Here is a 21,472-nt window from a genome sequence, read left to right on the forward strand (position 1 = left end):
GCGCCGTTTCGCACTGCATCCAGCGGCCGCTCAACTTAGCCGTTGGGCATTTTTGGCATGACATTTAACTAATTCCATAAGAAAGTCAATGCAACAATGGGGTGAGCTTTGATAACAAAGGTTAAAATACAAGGTTATCGCAAGTACAAAAATTTCACATTTAGGCCAAATCCCCGCCTCAACCTCATCGTTGGCTCGAATGAAAGCGGCAAATCGACTCTGACGGAAGCAATCGCTCTTGCACTTACTGGGCGTATTAACGGACGTACAGCAGCTGAAGAACTTAACCCTTATTGGTTCAACATCGAAATAGTAGAAAAGTTCGTCCGAAGTCGTACCGCCGGTAAGCGCGTAACTTGGCCCGAGATCTGCATCGAGTTGTTTTTTGAGGATTGTGATGAACTGCAACAGTTGTGTGGGGCAATTAATTCTGATGTTCCGACGAATGCTTGCCCAGGCACTGCAATGCGAGTGTTTCCCGATCCAGAGTATGCTGACGAGCTTGAAGAGTGGGCAAAGCGCCCTTCGAACCTCCTTCCTGTAGAATATTATAAGATCGATTGGCGCTCATTCGCTGATACTGTAATCACAAGCCGTCCAAAGCATTTAGCGACTGCAATTATAGACTCAAGAACGGTAAGATCTACCACAGGTGTCGATTATCATATGCGTTATATTCTCAATGATGGCCTTAAGCCCGCAGAGCGCGCAGCGATTTCAGTTGCATATCGTGAAATCAAAGCGTCATTATCAAATAGCGTTCTTAAGAGTGTCAACGACCGGATGGCAGAAATGCATGCATCACTGCATGATCAGCCTATTTCACTATCCATGGATCAAAGCGCACGTACTTCATGGGAAGGTGCAGTAACTCCGCATGTCAACAATGTGCCTTTCTCAATGGCGGGGCAGGGGCAGCAAGCTGCAATAAAGATCTCATTGGCAATGAGCCGTCATTCTGAGAGCGCAGCTTTTGTAATGATAGAAGAGCCTGAGAATCACCTAACTTATACTAGTCTCACAACTCTCCTACAACGTATGGAGTCACTCGCAGGGGAGCATCAACAGTTATTTATTACTACTCATAGTTCTTTTGTTATTAACCGCATGGGTTTAAATAGCCTCCATCTTCTCGGCGGCAGTAATCCGTATAAAATCGATGAAATGGAAGAGAGTACAGTTAGGTACTTTCAGAAGCTTCCAGGATACGATACCCTTCGAATGGTTCTTTCGAACAAGATTGTTCTTGTCGAAGGCCCTTCAGATGAGATTATCTTCGAGCGCATTTTTCGAGATAAATATGGTTATCGACCGATGGAATTGGGAATTGACGTGATCAGCTTGCATGGCCTGTCATTTCATCGGTGTCTGGAACTATGCGCAGCTCTCGATAAGTATGTGGCTGCTATACGCGACAATGACGGTGCTGAACCAGACGAGTTGACTAAACCGCTTGAGGAGTTTCTGGTAGAAGGAAGACGGGAGTTTTTCATTGGTAAGAAGGACCACGGCGGGACTCTCGAGCCTCAATTATTGTTTTATAACGGAGAGATGGCGCTTAGGGAGGTTCTTGGTATCAGCGAAAATGCCAACCTGTCAACTTGGATGAAGCGAGAGAAGACAGAGGCTGCTCTTCGTATTGCAAGTGCTCAAAAATCTATTATTCCACCACAATACATGCTCGACGCAACTTCTTTTATACATGGCTGAACCATGGCTAATTATCTTAAAATTGCAGTAGCAGGGTCAGGTAAGACCCAAAGCATCGTGGAGCACTGTGCATCGCTACAAAAGGACTATAGAGCTTTGGTAGTGACGTTCACTCAAAATAACCAAGCTGAACTGCGCAATCGTATTGCTAAAGATGCAGGTGATCACTCTGGCATTTTGGTAATGGGTTGGTTCATGTTTCTATTGCGGGATTTCGCCCGCCCGTTCCTACCCTTTAAATTCACAGGAGAGAGGATTCATGGCTTTAATTTTGATGGCCGACCATACAGAATGGCTAAGGGATTACGGCGTTTTCTTGACCAAAGTGGATCAGCATACGCATGTGAACTGGCTCGTTTATCACATGAGCTGGTAGAAGCATCCCATGGCGCACTATTGCGTCGACTGGAATGTATTTACGACTTAATCCTGATCGATGAGATTCAGGACCTCAGTAGTCATGATTGGGAGATTATTGACATACTTCTTAATTCCTCGCTTGAAGTTAGAATGGTCGGTGACATAAGGCAGGCGGTGCTTTCCACTAATCCTCGCAGCCCGAAGAACAAGAAGTACGCTTATGCTGACGCTTTAAAGTGGTTCCGAGAACGCGAGGTACGCGGGATACTTAATGTTTCTTATTGCACAACTACCTGGCGTTGCCACCCCAAAATAGCTGAGTTTTCTGATACTATTTTCAATTCAAGTTGGTCGTTTCCTCCCACTGAGTCAGTAAACAAAAGAATAACTGATCATGATGGTGTTTTCCTATTAAGGCAAGAACATGTTCAAGAGTATGTGGACCGTTTCCGACCAAAGTGCCTTAGGGATAGTGCTAACTCTGGAAAAGCTTTCGATCTTAATTACACGAATTTCCGGCTTGCAAAGGGCACATCTTGCAAAAGGGTACTTATTGTACCAACAGCAGGTATTAGGCAATTTTTGCAATCTGGTATCTATTTGAATCCGATTCCGGCAGCGAAATTTTATGTAGCAGTGACACGCGCTGAACAGAGCGTGGCAATCGTAGTTGATAATCCAGGGCAGTCACGGCTCCCGTATTGGAAGCCTAAATAGTATGCCCAGAGAACAAGGCGGTTCACCTGACGGTCACTCCGCTGGCGCTGGGACGACAAGGAGCCATTATTAACCAAGAAGAGGATCATATTGAGCATTTCTCGCCAAGGGCCGACTCTGCATGTTATAGCGAATTCGGCCAGGTTATACCTGCGGCTTTGCAAGCATGGAGTTAACCAAATTCCTCCTGCATCTCCGCTTCTAATTGGAATAGGAAGGTTGAGGGCTTTGAATAATGAAAATCGAGAAGGTTTTAATAAAGAATTTTCGCTGCTTTGGGCCGGGATGGTGTAAGATCAAAATGGAAAATTGTGTCACTGCGTTCGTTGGTAACAATGGCAGCGGTAAAACAGCCGTCTTCCAAGCATTATCTCGTCTTTTTGGTATTACGCCTTCGCAGCGAAGAGTGCGACGTCAGGACTTTCATCTACCAGTCAATCAGCAGGATCTTCAGTCGGGGACAACCCTGTCGATCGAGGTTCTCTTCTCTTTTCCGGAGCTGAAATGGTTGGATGAAGATGCAGCCGAAGAAGCGGTTCCAGAATTTTTTCGACAGATGGCTGCTTCCGCTCCAGGCTCAACGCTTAAGGCAAGAATGCGGCTGCAAGCAACTTGGACCGACGATGGCACGCCGGAAGGCAACATTGAGGAAGATTTAAGGTGGATAACTACGCTCGATGACGATTTCGAGTGGGACGATTGCAATCGAGTACAGGCCATGGAACGAGGCGCCATCCAGCTTATTTATGTCCCGGCTACCCGTGATGCTGCGGGGAAGGTGAACGCTTTGCTCAAGGGTCGTCTGTGGCAGGCCGCAAAATGGTCCGATCAGTTTAGGGACCGCAGCGAGGAAACCGCCCAAGAGATTCAGCGACAGTTCTGGCGCGAGGATCCCACTCGTTTTGTAAGTGAACGCCTTTCCAGGCGATGGAAGCAGGTCCACGAAGCGGATACGGATTCCACGCCGTTCCTACGCCTTATCGAAAGTCGATTTGAAGAACTGGTCCGAAAGGCAGAATTCGCCTTTTTTCCCGACGAGGCAAACCAGGAGCGCGAGCTCTCGGATCTCAGCGATGGTCAGCGCTCGCTTTTCCATATCGCGCTCACGGCAGCTACATTGGAGGTCGAGAAGGACTTGTTCGCACAGCCTTCCGAGGAGAGTGCATTCGATCAAGAGAAGTTACGGCGTACAAGCCTCACATTGCTTGCGATAGAAGAACCCGAAAATAGCCTTTCGCCCTTCTTTCTCTCCCGCATCCTCTCGCAAGTCCGGGAAGTTGGCGCAATGTCATCTGCGCAAGTTGCTCTATCAAGTCATTCTCCTGCGATTCTCAGCCGCATAGAGCCAAAGGAGGTGCGTTATTTTCGGCTCAAACGAGATACGCGGCGTGCTTTTGTCAAACGACTCAAGCTACCGAAAGACGACATAGAAGCCAGCCAATATGTCCGACTTGCCGTCAGGGCCTACCCGGAACTTTACTTCGCTCGTTTCGTGATTCTTGGCGAGGGAGACTCCGAGCGCCTTGTAATTCCAAGGATTGCTCAAGCCATGGGCATTCAACTTGATCCATCCTTCGTGCCGATTGTGCCTTTGGGTGGAAGATATGTCAGCCATTTCTGGAGGCTTCTCAACAGTCTCGGTATCCCACACGCGACCCTGCTTGACCTTGACCTTGGAAGAGCGCACGGTGGCGGGGCCCTGATCGCCGATTTGGTCGCCAAGCTGAAAGAGTTTGATAATGATCTCGGTGATAACGCGATAGTCGAAGCTGGCAAAATCGATCCTGACGGAGTGGATGCCATAGATGACTATGAACTAATGGATGAAGACGAGGACAATGATTGGTTAAAGGCCCTGAGGCAGGAAGGAATATTCTTCTCATTTCCGCTTGATATCGATTTTGCGATGCTCCATGCTTTTCCAGGCGCCTATCAACGCCCACACCCCGGAGGTCGGGGGCCGCGGGGCGGCGCCGATGCGATTGATGACAAAAAAAAGGTAACTTTGAAAACCAACGGTGATCCCGAGCTGTACGATGAAGACTACAAAGAGGAGTTCAAGTGGTATCCGTATTTGTTTCTGAACCGGAGCAAGCCGGATATGCATATCGCTGCGCTCGCCCGCGTTGAAGATGATGACCTAGCCAAAAATGCCCCTCCTGAGCTGGTAGCGTTAATCGAGCATTTGAAGAAAAAGCTCGACTTAGAGGAGAACAATGAATGAGCCTCCTGCGCCCAGATGAATGGGAACCTCAGGGAGTTACTGAGCTTGAACCGCGTGCATGGGCCGCCTTACGGCAGACGGCGCAAAGTGTCCTTGTTACTGCGGGGGCGGGTGCGGGAAAAACTGAGTTTTTGGCGCAAAAGGCAACCTATCTTCTCCAGACCGGTTTGTGCTCTACGCCGAAACGCATACTTGCCATAAGTTTCAAGCGCGATGCAGCCTACAATCTTGCAGAACGGGTAGCAAAGCGTTGTCCAGCTGAGCAAGCTCGGCGGTTCGATTCCTATACCTTCGATGCATTCTCGAAAAGCCTGGTGGACCGATTTCGCGCGGCGATTCCAGAACCCTATAGACCTCCAGCTAACTATCGAATCGTAATGCCGCGTAGGCTGGAATACGAATATTTTTTGGATACTTATAACATTCGAGGAGTTAACGCTCAGCAGCTTGAGCGTGCGATAGCCAGGATACAATTACCAGTGGCGGATAATGGACCGGAACTTCAACGTGCAGTCGCGCTATATTGGCAGTCCCAATATAACGACTACACCTATGTATCTCTGTCGTTTCCAATGCTTAATCGGCTTGTTGAATTGCTGCTTCGGGAGAACCCGGAAATCCTCAAAGCCTTGCGTCTCACATATTCTATCGTGTTTCTCGATGAGTTTCAGGACACAACCTTTTCCCAATTTCAACTTCTTCGTACCGCGTTTGATGGAAGCGACGCCATCTTTACAGCCGTAGGGGATGACAAACAGCGCATTATGGTATGGGCAGGTGCAATGCCAGACGCTTTCGACCAGTTCGAGCGGCAGTTCGGTGCGAAACGGATCTCGTTGGTCTCCAACTGGCGTTCGCATGAGGATCTTGTCAGGATTCAGCACGTCATCGCTACCAGGATCGATTCCACAGTAGAGGAACCCGAAGCCCGCGTCGAACGATTGGTTGACGGTGACGTTGCAGCGATCTGGGAGTTTGCGGGGGAAAATGAGGAAAGCAATTGCCTCGCGCAGTGGATTGAGCGCGAGGTGCAGGCAGAAAATATTGAGCAGCATGATGTAGCAATACTTGTGCGTATGCGTGCTGATGTAGTGGAAAGCCAGCTTTCGCCTGCATTCGAAGCGCATGGTCTCAGGCTACGAAACGTAGCCCGCAATGTGGGGGACATCGCGATACAGGATTTACTTAGTGAGGATCTGACGCAGATACTCATGCGCCTCTTGCGGCTTGGAGCGACAGAAAAAAGCCCTGAAAACTGGAACGCCGCCCTGCGCGACTTACAGTTTCTCGAAGCCGTTAATTCCTCCGATGAAGCAGGGTTGAGACGATTGCAGCAGCGTCTTGAAAAGTTTGTCCGTAAGTTTCGACGGAAATTGCGGAGCCTTGATCCCATACCGAACTCTGAAACTGGATCCGCAGGAGCGGCCCTCGATTTTGTCGGGACTCAGGTTCTGCGCCGAGCATTTCCTGCCTACCAGCGTCAGACTGATTTTGATCGCATTTGGAAAGGGTTCTTGTTGCTCCTTCGGGAGTGCCTCGAGGACGCTGAAACATGGTCAGATGCTCTTGACAAATTCGAGGGGCTAAATCATACAGCGCTCATGACAATCCATAAGAGCAAGGGCCTCGAATTTCATACCATCATCTTCTATGGTCTCGACAATCAAACTTGGTGGAGCCTCAGGCCAGACCGTATGGAGGAGCTAAACTCATTCTTCGTGGCCTTTACCCGGGCAAAACAAAGGGGATTCTTCACGTTGTGCAATGAACGCGGCCAGCCTGTAGTTTGGATTGAAAACCTTCTTGCCCCCGCTGGAGTTAGGCGCATCGATTTCTGCGGAGGTTCTGGCGTGAAAAGTGTTGATTAAGGTTATTGGGAAATTCATTGAGCTTTATCCCATTGCATACTCCTAAACCATCCCACATCAATGATTTCACAGACCCATAAACCCCCAGCTCCCATAGCCATACCCCTCCCAAAATTCATATTTCACCTCCCAGAATAAACTAACCTCTCTGTGAGTAGAGGGACAATTTTTTTTACTCCCTCAAAAAAATTCACAGGGGGTGGTTTAAATGGAAAAAACATATTCCATCGGTGATGTCGCGAAACTAACCGGCATTACTGAAAAGCAGTTAAGGTTCTGGGAAGAGAAGGCCTATATTCCCCAGCCTGAAAGAGTTGTCTGCGGAGGCAGATCTTATCGCCGGTATTCAGAGGAACAAATTGAATTCCTCAAGGCTGTAAAGCAGTACCGGGACTATGGTTATCAGTTACGCAGGGCGCTACAGCTCGCAAATATGGACAAGGGAGGTGAGAGCAATGGCAGTTAAAAAGAAAAATTCACGGCAGAAAAAAATCTGCCCTTTCGTTGAAGGAGAATGCCTGGAAACCGGCTGCCAGCTTTATCATGAAGAGTTCAGCCGCTGTTTGATTGATCTGCTGACATTTAACCTCTACAGCCTGGCATCTGAGATGCGGAAATACAACAATAAGGAATAAAAACAAGGAAGCCCGCTATCGGACAGGGTAGCGGGCTTTTCACAAAAGCAATACGGCCAGCGAGCCACAAAGAAAGAAAAAGGAGGAAATATGAACCATGAAACAAACATCTATAACTCAAGAGGTTAATTTAAAGGAGATCCCCCAGGAACTGCTGAATAAAGAGCAGTGGATAGCCTGGAAGGGTGAATATAAAGAAAACGGAAAAGTTGTCAAAAGGCCCATAGACCCGAATACCGGCCTTTACGCAAAAACCAATACCCCGGATACCTGGAGCAGTTTTGCCAAGGCGTTTAAACATTACCGGGACAATGATCTTGACGGCATCGGGTTTGTATTTTCCGAAACCGATCCTTATCTGGGCATTGACCTGGATGATTGTCTTGATGACGGCCTTAGCCCGGAAATGGAAACCCTGGTGAAAAGTTTTAACAGCTACACTGAAATTAGCCCGTCTGGCAGGGGGCTTCATATCATAGTGAAGGGAAAACTCCCCGGAAGAGGCCTGCGCAAGGACAAAATAGAGGTTTATGACAAGGCGCGGTTTTTCACCATCACCGGCAACAGGATGGCAAATACACCGAAACAGATAGCCGAAAGAGAGGATGCGATAAATTTGTTGTATGACAAGCTCCTTTCTCCACAAACAAATGACACCGGGAATAACAACGGCACTGAAAAATCCATGCCTGCAGGCGATACTGAAAAGTTTAAAGCTCTTTGGGATGGCAATTACCAGGATTATCATTCACAGAGTGAGGCCGACCTGGCTTTGTGCCAGCTTCTTACTCATTATTCAGGCAAAAATCCTGAGGCTATTGACAAGCTTTTTCGCAACTCAGGCCTGTACCGGCCCAAGTGGGACGAGGCCCATTACAGTGACGGAAGCACTTATGGTCAGACAACCATTCAGAAGGCCATTGAAACCTCTGGCAACTCCCGGCAGGAAAAACCGGAAACATCAACCCAACAGCCGGAATTTAACCGCACGGATCTAGGCAACGCAGAGCGGCTTGTATATCATTTCGGTGATAAGATCCGCTACTGCCATGCCTGGAAGACCTGGTTTATCTGGGACGGCTGCAGGTGGTGCCCGGATGAAACCAACCGGATCAGGGAATTTGCCAAGCAAACAGTACGCCTAATTTATCATGAGGCCAAAAAGACCGAGGATGACAGTAAACGCCAGGCCCTTGCCAAGCATGCGGTATCTTCAGAATCCGAAAGTCGGATTCGTTCCATGGTTTCCCTGGCACAAAGTGATAACCAGGTGGCCATCAAGCCGGATGAATTTGATTGCGACAGGTTTTTATTCAACTGTTTGAACGGTACCCTGGATCTTCGTACCGGCAGGCTTTTCCCCCACCGGAAAGAAAATTACATCACCAAGCTGGCAAAAATTCATTTTGACCCGTATGCCAAGTGCCCGCAGTGGATGAGTTTTTTAAACCGGATCATGGACAAAAACGCCAACCTTATTGAATTTTTAAAGCGTGCTGTGGGCTATTCCTTAACAGGTGATGTCTCTGAGCAGTGCCTGTTTATCTTTTTCGGCTCCGGTGCCAACGGAAAATCAACGTTTCTCAGGACAATCGATATGCTAATGGGGGATTACGGCCAGCAAACAGCTACCGAAACCCTCCTGGTTAAACAAAAAGGCGCTATTCCCAACGACATCGCCAGGCTGAAAGGTTCCAGGTTTATTACCGCATCCGAGGCCGAAGCCGAACAGCGGCTTGCCGAGAGCCTTATCAAACAGATGACAGGCGGCGATATAATTTCAGCCAGGTTCCTCCATCAGGAGTGGTTTGATTTCGAGCCTACTTATAAAATTTTCCTGGGCACCAACCACAAGCCGGTTATTAAGGGCACGGACTATGCTATCTGGCGCAGGATCAAGCTGGTGCCTTTTGAAGTAACCATCCCGGAAAATGAAAGAGACGGCAAGCTGTTGGACAAGCTCCGGGATGAACTCTCTGGTATCCTCTCCTGGGCGATACAGGGATGTATGGAGTGGCAGAATAGCGGCCTGGGAATACCTCAGGAAGTTTCCGCCGCTACGGATGAATATAAAAACGAGATGGATATCATCAGTGACTTTATCAATGAATGCTGTATAGAAAGCCCCGGTAGCAGGGTATTGTTCAGGGATCTCTATCAGGCATATAAAAACTGGTGTGATGAGAACGGGGATTATCCGCTAAAAAAGAATGCCTTTAGCAGACGGCTAAGGGAGAAAGGCTATGTTCAGGCCCGTATAGGGAACAGTGGTGCTAAAGGATGGAAGGGTATAAGCTTGGTAGAGGAATTTCTTCCAGACCAGGTAGGCTGACTCATTTTAGCAAAACTGACTCATTTGAGGCTAATTTCGCTTTTTTCTATATGAATTTTCTTTATAAAAAAACTTCAAAATTGTGTTAAATGGGTCAGTAGAGTCAGCATATCCCTACCGGAGCAGCCAGTAAAGTGGTGACCAATACAGGAATGAACAGGCAATAAGGACAGGCTGGTACAGCAGCAGAATAGCGGAAGTGGTGGTAGCTGATGCCTGTAGATAGATGAATGATATGCCCACTGGAGGATAGAGGCTTCTGGTGGGCTACCACTCGGACATCTAAAAATGGGACGCCGGTTTATAGAGACTTTTGGACCTTGAAAAAAGGCAACAAAGAACTTGCTATGTAACCGCATTAAGTTTTAATAGTACGAGAGGGCGAACTGTTCGAAAAGTACTTGACTTTTACAGCTTCCTATCATTATAGTTATAATAATTCTTTAAGCAGTTTAACCAACGGTCACATTATAAAGACCCTAAGATTTTTACTAATTGATTACTTATCCAGCAATCATGAAATAATATCAACACCTAATTTATATAATGTAGCGACGACTTGAAGAGCCATAAATCATAGTGTTATGATTGCCTGACAATTCAGCAACCCACATATAACAACCTTTATACAAAAATAATATACAAAAAAATAATTTTATCAACCAAAGTAATGGGTTACTAATGGCCGATAAACCTAAATACGTGAGTTTATTCTGTGGTTGTGGTGGTATGGATCTCGGATTCACCGAAGCTGGGTTTAGGTGTGTCGCTGCGTATGATATTGACAAGAATGCAATAAAGGTTCATAGAAAAAATTTTGGTGATTTAGGTGTGATATTAGACTTGTCCACAAATTTCCTTCCTGAGAACTGTCATTACGATATTGATCTTCTGATAGCAGGGCCACCTTGCCAAGGCTTCTCTACAGCAGGCAAACGATTAATTGATGATCGAAGAAATTTCTTACTATACACACCATTTCACCTTGCAAAAGCACTAAATCCGAAAGTTGTAGTTGTTGAAAATGTGAATGGTGTAGCTTCCGGTAAGCACAAGGAGTTTTGGGATACTTTAAATAGTATGTTCTATAATAACGGATACTATACAACCGAGTTAGTTTTTAATGCCGACGAATATAGTGTCCCGCAGTTGAGAAAAAGGCGCTTGATAATTGCGTGGAAAAAGGAATACGAAATAAATGGAATTGGGATAGAACCCATCGGCAAGGTATCATTACGAACCGCATTAGAAGGGGTTGAAAACTCTAAAGATCATGCCCCAGTGTTTTTAAACAAAAGCAGTAAATATTATAAAATAGCCGAAAGAATTGGGCAGGGCGAAAAACTATGCAATGTGAGAGGCGGACCAAATGCTGTGCACACATGGGACATCCCCGAAGTATTCGGCAAGACAACTACAAGGGAGCGCAAAATCCTCGAAACTATAATGGTAGTAAGAAGACGAGAGCGTAGGCGTGCATTTGGCGATGCAGACCCTGTTTTAATCTCAAGGATTTCTTCGATACTTGGTTATGCCACTCGTTCATATTTTGAATCTCTTAGACAAAAGAACTATTTAAGGAAGGTGGGTAAGTATTATTATGACTTGTCCCATACTTTTAATGGTAAATTCAGGCGTCTGGACTGGGAAAAACCTTCATACGCGGTGGATACCCGCTTTGGGGATCCCCGTTATTTTCTTCATCCCGAGGAACATAGAGGGTTTTCGACACGGGAGGCCGCCCGTATACAAGGTTTCCCAGACAATTTCATCTTTCCTTGTACAAAGCAAAAACAATATGAACTTATCGGGAATGCTGTTCCCCCACCCCTCTCGAGAATTGTAGGAGAGCATCTGAGAGATATTTTTTTTAGAGGTTAAGCCTATGGAGACAATAACAGAAAAGATTAACCGTTGGCCGGATCTGAAGGATGAATTCATTTTTCTTAAACAACAGATTGAGTATTTGGCTGAAAAGAGATTTGCTGAATATCAACCTGCAATTGCGGAATATCCGGATTTCCTCAATCGACTAGTACGATGGCTGAACAACGTCAAAAGCGATTTTGAACAACAGATACTTTTTAAGCTTATTCTGAAGATATTTTTTGTTGGGAGCAAAGAATTCAATTCTCTTTATCGCGCCGCTTTTAATGGGCCTATAGCAAGGTGGATAGTGGAGGACTTAGGCGAAGATTTAACTACTATAGTAAAAAGACCAGTTCTAAGCGAAGAAGTCAGACACACATGGTTTTGCCCAATCACAGACAGCATGCAGATTTCCGCATTTTATCATGTAAATCATATATCGGGCCACGATCATCGCCCTTATTGGCGAGATCTTTTTGAATTTGGTAATGAAGATAAAATAAAGCGTTATGTAAAAAAAAACAATATAAAACGGCTTGTTTTGCTAGAGGATTTTGTTGGCAGCGGTAGTCAGGCGAAAGAAACTGTGGAGTTTGCTGCTGAAGTCTTGCCAGCACCTTTCAAGATAATTTTCGTTCCTTTGATTATCTGCCCCGAGGGTTTAAACTGCGTGCAGAATATAGCATCGTCATACTCCAATCTGAGCATTGAACCCGTTTTACTTTTAGATGAGGGGTTATTTATACGAGAAATTCCATCGGCCAACGAGGATGAGTTTACAGATAGTTTGCGACAGTTAATAGTAAATAATCATGACCTTGTCACCGGAGGCACGGCAGGAGGTAATCTAAAAGTCTATTCCCCTTACGGGTATAATCGTACGGGGGGGTTAATAGTCATGTACACCAATTGTCCTGATAATACACTTCCTATGATACACTATCACTCAGACAGTTGGTACCCGATTTTTCCAAGGTCATCGAGAGTGTGAGGGTATGAAAATGCCGAAATTAAATCCGTTTCATGAATTATATGTCACTGAAACAACATCTCCAGAAGATTTCGTTAAACTTTTTAGCCCTGTTTTGGTGGAATCTGCACTTGCACTATTTAAACCGGGTAACGTTGTTCTTATGGGGGTGCAGGGGAGTGGCAAAAGCATGCTTCTCAATTTATTAAAAACAGATATTCGGTTAGCATATTCAAAGCTAAACGAAACACTGCCAATCCCTGAAGAATATAGTAATTTTATAGGGGCTGGAATTAATCTTACTCGTAGCGGAGCGTTGGATTTTGGTCAAAGACCAGTAGATAATGCTGAAGAGGAAGACCTCTTAAAGCTGCCCCTGTTTTTCGCGGATTTTATAAACTATTGGATTGTTAATGATATTATCAATTCATTGTTAGATTTGGAAAAAGCAAATAACGGAAGAATAGCCAAGAGTTTGGGACTTAAAGCTACCTCTTCAAATTTAAACAAATTTTCAAAGGCCTTGTCTAAAGACGATTGTTGGTTTGGCTATTTGGAGGATTCAGAAAATTTTGAGTCACTAAGAAAAAAAATAAACGAGAGGATACAAACTTATCGGAAATTTTTTAACTACAATATAGATAAAATACCCAAGGATATTATTCGATCAAAGACTTCTGTTGGCGAGCCAATATCAAAGGCAGTTTTATTGCTTCGTGAAACAAAGGTAATCCCCGAAAAAATGCAGGTTTTTATAAGAATTGATCAATATGAACAGTTGGGGCATTTGAAACTTTGGAATGGCGAACTTGGGAAACAATTTAAAAGGATTATCAATAAGTGTATCGGACTTAGAAATCCTAATATCTCCTATAGGATCGGTGTTAGGAAATACGGTTGGGAAACCGATTTAGAAATTTACGGCACCTCTGCCAGACTCGAAGCGGAGCGGGATTATAAAATCATTAATCTGGATGAAGTTACGAAACGCCATGAGAACCGTTCGGGTTGGATTTTTCCCAGGTTCACCGAAGATGTTTTTGAACGAAGACTAAAAAACTCCGGCTTTAAAATACCACATGATTGCAAAGATTTACAGCTACGAGTCTTGGGAAAAGGCCTAAGCCCTGAGGAAAAGGCTCGTAGATACGGCGGACAATCCCCATCTCGGGCAGTCAAAATTGAAAGTACCTGGACAGACGAAACCCAGAAAACACTTAAGGAGATTACAAAGGCCAGCCCACTTTCTGCGAAGCTTTACGAAGGTTGGCTTAGACAAAATAGAGAGTTCGTCCATCCTGTATGTATAGATGATAAACTGCCTTTTGACAAAAAACCTTACTGGAAAAAAGAAAGAAAGCACATTGCTTTGATGCAAATTGCAGGCCGATGTGCCGAAAGAATGATCTGGACAGGAAAAGAAGAAGTAATTCACCTTAGTGGTGGAAATATACTTGCCTATATCAGTATCTGTCAGCATATTTGGCATGTTTGGGTTCGCTCCGAACATGAAAAGAGGCAGAATATAGATAATTTACCACTTCCAACGCCGATACCTGATGAAATTCAAACAATCGGGATACACGCCGCAAGCACATATTGGTTAAATAAGTTAACAGAGCAACCCGGGGGAGATGTTAGGAAGAAATTTATAGACTTTTTAGGTGCTATTTTTCACAAAAATATGCTTTACGATCTTGCAATGTCTTATCCCGGTGGGAACGGATTTTCAATCAAGAACGAGGAACTTGAAAGGGATCGAGAGATAGGTGGCTTTTTGAAGCAGGCGGCGGACTATGGGGCTCTTTTTGACATTCCACACACAACCAAAACACCAGACAAGCTACCTCGGACAAAATTTTACCTAAACCCTATTTTTTCGCCTTACTATAGATTGCCCGCACAGAGGACCAAAGAACCATCTTATGTTAGGATCTCTGAAATAAGAGAATGGATGATCAAAGCAGAAGTAATAACCAAAGGTGCTACACCTCGGCAACTGTCACTCTTTGATTTAGAAACAGAAGAGGATAAATAATGGGAAACTACTGGCGCCCGTGGGGATTACTGACATGGATTCTTAATAGATTGAGCATTGATCAATGGAATTTAATTGGATCTTTTTCAACTGAAGAAAGAGGACTTAAGGTTTTAGATATATTAAATAGCGATAGGAAATTAGCTAGCTATAATCTTTTTTTTGTGAAGGATCCTCCTTCGATATTCACTTCCGATACGAACGCCCAACTAAAGAAACAGAAGAGAGATTTAAAGTCCCTCGGTTTGCTAGACTTTACCAAGATTCATGAATATGAACTATTTGATAGGCATAGTAAACTTGTAAAGGGTATACAAAATATTCTATCTTCTTTTGATGATAACATTATAATCGATATTTCGGCTTTGCCCAAGAGATTCTTTTTTCCTATAATCAGATTGGCTATGGAAGACCGTACAAAGAAAAACATAATTGCCACTTACACTAGGCCTAATACTTATGGCCAACTTTTAGCTCAAGACCCCGAACCATGGAGTCCCATCCCTCTATTTGGGCCTACAAAATATCCTGAACCGAAAGTTAGGCGTATAATAATTGCTATAGGGTTTAGCCCATTAGGGCTTCCGGATTTTCTTGAGCAAGGTTATGATCAAGGAACAGTTAATCTGCTTCTCCCTTTTCCTCCGGGACCACCGAACTTCAACCGTAATTGGGAATTTATAAGAAGATTGGAAAAGAATCTGCCCAGTGATGTTGCACCTGACCCTATTAGAATTCACCCTTGGGATTTACCGGAGTGCTTCGATCGATTAGTAAATATTTCAGATATGGGAAATGATTATACGTTGTTGGCACCTTACGGTCCAAAAACGGTTTCGTTGGCAATGTGTCTTTTTGCGGAATTAAACGGTTTCCCGGTGTATTACACACAGCCTAAGGAATATTACCCCTTCTATTCAGAGGGGGTCGCAGAGGAAGATGGTGAACCCCAAGTCTTCGCCTATTGCTTAAGAATTGATGGCCAAGACTTGTATCTATTGTAATAATAGACAAATTATGCAAAACCAAGTCTACCCTACAGACAAGACAGTCCGAACAGTTTGCTCCATACTCCAAAGCCAATATCTTATTTCTTCCTTGGGGAACAAGAGCAATCCATTAGACGAGTATTTGTATATTTTGTTGTCTTTAAGAACACATGAAAAGGGAACTAAGTCAGCCTATAGGGCATTTAAAAAACATTATCCTTCATGGAGTGCAGCGGAAAAGGCATCACCGATGGAATTGTCCAAGGTTATAACATGTGCCGGGTTATCCAAACAAAAGGCCAACAATATTTATAAGACTCTTAAATATTTGAAATCCGAATTTGGTTCAGTATCAATGGCCAAATTAAAAAATCTGCCAAAGGATGAGGTTGAAAGATACTTGCTCCACCTACCTGGGGTAGGCCTAAAATCTGCGAAATGCATTATGATGTTTTCATTTGGTTTTAATGTCTTACCCGTAGACGTACATGTTTTCCGTCTATCTTCAAGGTTAGGATGGTGTAATTGTGGAAAAAGCAAGGATGCGCACGTTTTAATGTCCAAAATTGTTCCAAAAGATCTATATTACTCTTTCCACGTTCTATGTGTGCAACATGGTAGAAATGTTTGCAGGGGGCATCACCCTAGCTGCGAATACTGTTGCATCTCAGGGTATTGTAAATTCCAGAAATCTTAATATTCGCACCTTATTTCTCTTCTATAGGTAAATCTTCAAATATCACGGGCATACACCCTTGTAATTCCTTTAGCAAGGGAAGCATTATCTCGCGCATTTGTGGGTGTGCAGCCGCAGAACATCGCAAGGAAAATACATGCCGCCATTCCCGTATATTGCATGTCATCACAATTTCTGTTTTAAGACTATTAGGGAGTACGCTACGAGCTTGTTCCGGGCGTGCCCCGTTCTTTATCAAGTTCATATAGGCTTTTTCAGCAGTATGCATGGTTTCCATCCAAATATTGTATTCCTTTGAGCCCTCTTCCCAAAAAGGGGGCTTTATTACGGTGATTTCATTGCTAAATTTCGTTTTTGAGTAATTTGCATATCTTGTACTCTCCTGGCTATATGATGCTAGCCGGTGGCGAACGAGTTCATGGCTGACCCCTCGATCACATATAAATCGGACAGTTATGTAGACATGTTCGATTACGCTGTGGTGGCCTGATTTCATCAGTTTCTTAACGAAGTCTATAGCAGAATCAGGAGTAATTTTTCCTTCTGATTTGTAACAAGTTCGTCCAGCCAACTCTATATATTTTAAAACGTCATTACTGTCAGGCATATAGAGTATTTCATAAGATGGGGCTATTATCTTCATTACTAATCCTCAGTCTGTTGTATTTATATTGCAAAGAATGTAAAAACTTCCCTGGTGTCCCAACGACATAATATGTTCTAAGCTGTATCCTGCGAATATAGAAGCTTTTAGTGTTTTTACTGTTGTTATCGATTTCAACCTAACTCAAAAACCGAATCTATAAAATTCAAGCGGTTACATTCCGCTTTGGGACATTTTCCATGTAGATGGGACAGGGATATAAAAACTTATATGCTGTCTACCGAAAAATCAAGACAAAATTCTCTCTTCAAAGGGGAGGTAAAAGTCTGGAAAAATCCCAGATTACGCAAAAGTTGATGAGAGGTAACAAGCCGATATTACTGCAGCAGAGCCTAAGGGTGTCGGATTCAGGATTCAACCTACCGTTGTGTGAAAACAGGTATAGGAGGTTTCTGTTGTGAATGATTGTTCATACCCAGTCCAATAAAGGAGCTTCTTCTTAAGTTCCATTGACAGATGCTCAGAAAGAGTTCTCGACTATTCGTGCTCGCTCCGTGCTGACACAAATGCTGGAGATTGTCTGTGCCAGTATGGAACTTTAAACTAATCGTTTTTATTGGTAAAATAATTTAAATGACGAACGAACGTGGTGTTTATTTTGGTCCCTCTGTCAGGATCAGTTGTCTTCTGGTCAGATCATCATTGGGGCATTGTTTTGGGAGTAGCAGTATAGTAATATTATAATCTATTACAGAACCTTATACCCCTTACGCTACCCTCCATTCCCTCTATCTCCACCTCTCTTCAATATCCCCAACCGTCTACTCTCTCATCACCTCCACTATCCTGAAAAACCTTGAGTTTAAGGGGATGCTGGCAGAGCTTTTAAAAATCTGTTCAAAAGTGCTTGAATTATTGATGAAACAAGCTAAACTGTGATTATGATGAATAAAGTCCGTCGTGTATAAAGGAAGCGTTCAAACCTGATACAAAGGGAGCCTGTTATGCCCCACAGTAGACCTTCTGATAAAAATCCCACTGGCCAACCACCCCTTAAGAAAGAACCCCTGATATCCACTGAAGCCTTGATGAATGCCCCTGTAGGCATATTCACGTCTTCACCTGGAGGCAGGATCATGTCAGTTAATCAGACACTTGCCAGTATGCTGGGTTATGAAACTCCCCGTGAACTGATCGAATCAATAACCGATATCGGACAGGAGATCTATGCGAATCCAGGGGACAGGGAGTACTTGAAGAAGGTTTTGGGGGAATATGGCGAGATACAAAATTTACAGTGCCAATGGGGAAGCCGAACAGGGGGGGTATTCTGGGTTTCCATGCATGCCAAGGCTTCTCGGAATGAGAAGGGTAAAATTGATTTTATCCAGGGTTTTGCCACAGACATTACCGAGCGCAAACAGGCTGAAGAAGCATTAAGGGAAAGTGAGGCAACCTACCGGGCTCTATTTGAAAACAGTCTTGATGCCATATTTTTGACGGTGCCGGACGGCAGAGTTCTTGCCGCAAACAAAGCCGCTTGTGAAATGATGGGAATGACAGAATCCGAAATTATCGCCGGTGGCAGGGACGGCGTGGTGGATGAAACCGATCCAAGGCTTTCAGAAGCGTTAAAACAACGGGCGCTGAATGGGAATTTCAAGGGAGAGCTTAATTTTAAAAGAAAAGACGGAACCCGTTTTCCTGTAGAGATTTCAACGGGAATTTATCAAGACCGCCTCGGCAATGAAAGAACCTGTATCATTGCCAGGGATATCACTGAACGAAGGCAGGCAGAGGCAGAACACGAAAGCCTGCAGCAGCAGTTGCTTCAGTCACAGAAAATGGAGTCAGTGGGGCGTCTGGCAGGCGGGATTGCCCATGAATTTAACAACATGCTTTCCATTATTAACGGGTATGCGGAGATGATGGCGGATGTGCTTTCTCCTACAGAGCCCATGTATGACAATGCCCGGAAAATTGGGGATGCAGGTAAAAGATCGGCAGTTATTATTCGCAAGCTTTTGGCTTTCGCCAGAAAACAGGCCATTACCCCGGAAGTGATGAACTTAAATGATAGTATTTCGAGTATGCTCAAAATGCTTGAAAAAACTATCGGCGAAAACATAGACCTTTTCTGGAAGCCGGAAAAAAACGCGTGGCTTATAAAGATGGATTTTTCCCAGCTTGACCAGATCCTGATAAATCTTGTGGTCAATGCCCGGGACGCCTTCTATGAAGGAGGTGAAGTAATTATTGAGACCAAAAACGTGGAATTTGACAAAGAGTACTGCGGCGGACACCCCGGCTTTGTTCCGGGACAATACGTCATGCTTGCGGTAAGTGATAACGGCTGTGGCATGAGCAAAGAAGTACAGTCCCATCTGTTTGAACCCTTTTTTACCACAAAGGAAATGGGCAGGGGCACAGGTCTAGGGTTGCCGACGGTTTATGGTATTGCCAAGCAAAACAACGGATTTGTCAACGTTTATAGTGAACCCGGAGAAGGAACGAGTTTTAAGGTATATTTTCTTCGCCATAAAGAAGGTGACGCGGTTGACAGCAGTGCGGATGAGGAAAAATCTCCGGTAAAAGGAAACGGAGAGACAATACTGATTCTGGAAGACGAGGAGGAAGTTCTGGGGATCGCCAGGCTTATGCTTGAAAAATTGGGCTATAAAGTGTTGACAGCAGAAACGCCAAATAAAGCAATGGCGTTAGCTGAAGCCCATCTCAACCAAATTGACCTGCTTATAACTGATATTGTCATGCCGGAGATGAATGGCCGGGATTTTGCCAATCAGCTAAAGGAACTTTACCCGGATGTCAAAATTCTGTTTATGTCCGGTTATACAGACAATGTGATCGCGCATCATAATATGGAAAGCGAGGATCTTCTGTTTATTGAAAAGCCTTTTACCTTAAAGGATATATCCCTCAAGGTGCGGGAGGCGTTGTTAAGCTGATACTGGCCTGTTTAAATAATTTTCGGGGCAAAAAACAGCAGAACAATGGGAGCCTGGAATCAGGAAGACTGTGAATAGCAGTACATTATGAAAAAAGAGGGTCATGGCAGAACCAATGTGCAGATTCTGCGAAGCGCGGCACTTGAGAAGGCACTGGCAAGTTATGTTGCATTGAACGGTGGCGGTCACCCGCCGCGATCAGCGGTCGGTGTGAACCGCATGGTTCGCAATCTTGGTCGTCATTTACAGCGCTTAGCTTTTTGCTCCTTTGCAAATTTTTTTACCTTGGGGCATTTAATTGAACGACCATCGCGTTTGCATTTGCTCAATGCAGCCTCGCTTCCTGTCGTGCCATCCAGAGCTGGGGATGGAGGGGCATCAAGGGCCAATTGAACAATTGCCATTGCTTCAGTCTTCTCATCATCGGTCAATCCGTCCAAAGCACTTCGGACGTTATACGTGTACATTCTCTCTGCCAACAGTGGAGCATTTAGCCTGAAATCCAAACCTTCTTTTCCGTAATAAACAAAATGCTCAAAAGTTACTTCCGATCCTCGCTTTCCAACCTCTCTTTTATGAGGCCCAACACCAATCCAGTTAATCATTCCTGATATGCCTTGCGATTGAGCTTCGGCACCGATGCCACCGACACCAATCACGGCATCAAAAACTCGGTCTCGAACAGACCCCATACAATCATGAATTCCAAAGCATCCGTCAGGCCCTGGGTCTCCTTGGTGTGTTCTCTTGTAAACAAGGATTTTCATCTATGTCTCTCTTTTGTGAACGGGCTAATCAGCCGCGCGGCTTTTTGCGTCGGCTGGATTAGCTTATGCAATGGCGTTTTTAATTGTGAATCTCAGAATATTAGATCCACCCAGACAGCAGATAGAGTACAGATGCCGATCAACGCAGTTGCAGCTAAACGGCTTGGTTTGAGCAATAGGGTCCCTAAGAAGTCGGATTCCTTCCCCCATTTATCATAGTGACCAGGATATATCGAATTTTCACAGCCAGCCAAGCCCATCACACCGTAAATCTTCCCGATATTTTGCTGATGTCGAACCTCGCGCTTGCGATGATACCACTGCCAAGAAACGCAGAAGAACGTAAGGGCTGTTACAAGCACGGATACCAGTATTCTTTCTGGAATTCCTTCTTTGATTGAGAAACAATGACTATTTTGATTTGCTGCAAGAGAAGCACCAAAGATTACCAGCAGAATACTATTGCTCCAAACGAAGATTTGCTGCCTTCTCTGTCTATGATGAGTCAATTCGCTTCGCTGCTCCCCACAGGCGAACTCTAAATTTACCTGCGACATTTACCCGATCCTTCAAATACAAACGTGTAATGCAAAACCTTCCTACTGATTAAAGGTTATTATCGTTATTGGTCTACAACTCATCTCAAAAAAACTAGACATAAGAACTTGATTATGCAATATAATCAAGATGGACATAACAAATGAACAATGGAACCGGATAGAGCCT

The 21,472-nt window shown here is 44.5% G+C and carries 16 protein-coding genes; 13 read left to right on the plus strand and 3 right to left on the minus strand.

Going from position 1 to position 21,472, the window contains the following annotated elements:
• The first annotated feature begins 108 nt into the window (after positions 1–108).
• From HNR65_RS11850 to HNR65_RS18265, 12 genes are all read left to right on the plus strand, one after another.
• Positions 109–1,710: an ATP-dependent nuclease gene (locus tag HNR65_RS11850; protein ID WP_181551717.1), complete on the plus strand. Its 1,602-nt coding sequence runs from the start codon at positions 109–111 to the stop codon at positions 1,708–1,710.
• Between the two features lie 3 nt (positions 1,711–1,713).
• Positions 1,714–2,787 carry a UvrD-helicase domain-containing protein gene (locus HNR65_RS11855; protein ID WP_181551718.1) on the plus strand — a complete coding sequence of 358 codons (1,074 nt, stop codon included), beginning with the start codon at positions 1,714–1,716 and terminating at the stop codon, positions 2,785–2,787.
• 235 nt (positions 2,788–3,022) lie between these two features.
• Entirely contained in the window at positions 3,023–5,011 is a 1,989-nt protein-coding gene (locus HNR65_RS11860; RefSeq protein ID WP_181551719.1) for an ATP-dependent nuclease, read from the plus strand.
• Positions 5,008–6,879 carry a UvrD-helicase domain-containing protein gene (locus tag HNR65_RS11865; protein WP_181551720.1) on the plus strand — a complete coding sequence of 624 codons (1,872 nt, stop codon included), beginning with the start codon at positions 5,008–5,010 and terminating at the stop codon, positions 6,877–6,879. Before HNR65_RS11860 ends, HNR65_RS11865 begins: the two co-directional genes overlap by 4 nt.
• 208 nt (positions 6,880–7,087) lie before the next feature.
• On the plus strand, positions 7,088–7,345 hold the full coding sequence (locus tag HNR65_RS11870) for a MerR family transcriptional regulator (protein ID WP_181551721.1): 258 nt from the start codon (positions 7,088–7,090) through the stop codon (positions 7,343–7,345).
• Positions 7,335–7,514, plus strand: coding sequence for a hypothetical protein (locus tag HNR65_RS11875; protein ID WP_181551722.1), 180 nt, complete (start codon positions 7,335–7,337; stop codon positions 7,512–7,514). The genes HNR65_RS11870 and HNR65_RS11875 overlap by 11 nt, the downstream gene beginning before the upstream one ends.
• Before the next feature lie 97 nt (positions 7,515–7,611).
• Complete coding sequence (locus HNR65_RS11880) at positions 7,612–9,846, plus strand: phage/plasmid primase, P4 family (protein ID WP_181551723.1); 2,235 nt, start codon at positions 7,612–7,614, stop codon at positions 9,844–9,846.
• 681 nt (positions 9,847–10,527) lie between these two features.
• A complete protein-coding gene (locus tag HNR65_RS11885; RefSeq protein WP_181551724.1) occupies positions 10,528–11,727 on the plus strand; it encodes a DNA cytosine methyltransferase in 1,200 nt (399 codons plus the stop codon).
• A 4-nt stretch (positions 11,728–11,731) separates the two neighbouring features.
• Entirely contained in the window at positions 11,732–12,706 is a 975-nt protein-coding gene (locus HNR65_RS11890) for a phosphoribosyltransferase-like protein (protein ID WP_181551725.1), read from the plus strand.
• Between the two features lie 10 nt (positions 12,707–12,716).
• The gene (locus tag HNR65_RS11895) at positions 12,717–14,723 is read left to right on the plus strand and encodes an ORC-CDC6 family AAA ATPase (RefSeq protein WP_181551726.1); all 2,007 of its coding nucleotides are present in this window, start codon (positions 12,717–12,719) and stop codon (positions 14,721–14,723) included.
• The gene (locus tag HNR65_RS11900) at positions 14,723–15,727 is read left to right on the plus strand and encodes a hypothetical protein (RefSeq protein WP_181551727.1); all 1,005 of its coding nucleotides are present in this window, start codon (positions 14,723–14,725) and stop codon (positions 15,725–15,727) included. The genes HNR65_RS11895 and HNR65_RS11900 overlap by 1 nt, the downstream gene beginning before the upstream one ends.
• A 13-nt stretch (positions 15,728–15,740) precedes the next feature.
• Positions 15,741–16,409, plus strand: a complete 669-nt coding sequence (locus HNR65_RS18265) for an endonuclease III domain-containing protein (RefSeq protein ID WP_353740030.1) — start codon at positions 15,741–15,743, stop codon at positions 16,407–16,409.
• 10 nt (positions 16,410–16,419) lie between these two features.
• On the opposite strand, the gene thyX is transcribed toward HNR65_RS18265, so the two are convergent.
• The gene (gene thyX / locus HNR65_RS11910) at positions 16,420–17,052 is read right to left on the minus strand and encodes an FAD-dependent thymidylate synthase (RefSeq protein ID WP_181551729.1); all 633 of its coding nucleotides are present in this window, start codon (positions 17,050–17,052) and stop codon (positions 16,420–16,422) included.
• Positions 17,053–18,017: 965 nt separating this feature from the next.
• Here thyX and HNR65_RS11915 point away from each other — a divergent pair.
• Complete coding sequence (locus HNR65_RS11915; protein WP_181551730.1) at positions 18,018–19,979, plus strand: hybrid sensor histidine kinase/response regulator; 1,962 nt, start codon at positions 18,018–18,020, stop codon at positions 19,977–19,979.
• A gap of 239 nt (positions 19,980–20,218) precedes the next feature.
• Here the strand turns inward: HNR65_RS11915 and HNR65_RS11920 are convergent, their stop codons facing one another.
• Positions 20,219–20,746: a hypothetical protein gene (locus tag HNR65_RS11920; protein WP_181551731.1), complete on the minus strand. Its 528-nt coding sequence runs from the start codon at positions 20,744–20,746 to the stop codon at positions 20,219–20,221.
• Positions 20,747–20,838: 92 nt separating this feature from the next.
• Positions 20,839–21,303, minus strand: a complete 465-nt coding sequence (locus tag HNR65_RS11925; protein WP_181551732.1) for a hypothetical protein — start codon at positions 21,301–21,303, stop codon at positions 20,839–20,841.
• Between the last annotated feature and the right edge of the window lie 169 nt (positions 21,304–21,472).

The organism is Desulfosalsimonas propionicica, assembly GCF_013761005.1.
Taxonomy (GTDB): domain Bacteria; phylum Desulfobacterota; class Desulfobacteria; order Desulfobacterales; family Desulfosalsimonadaceae; genus Desulfosalsimonas; species Desulfosalsimonas propionicica.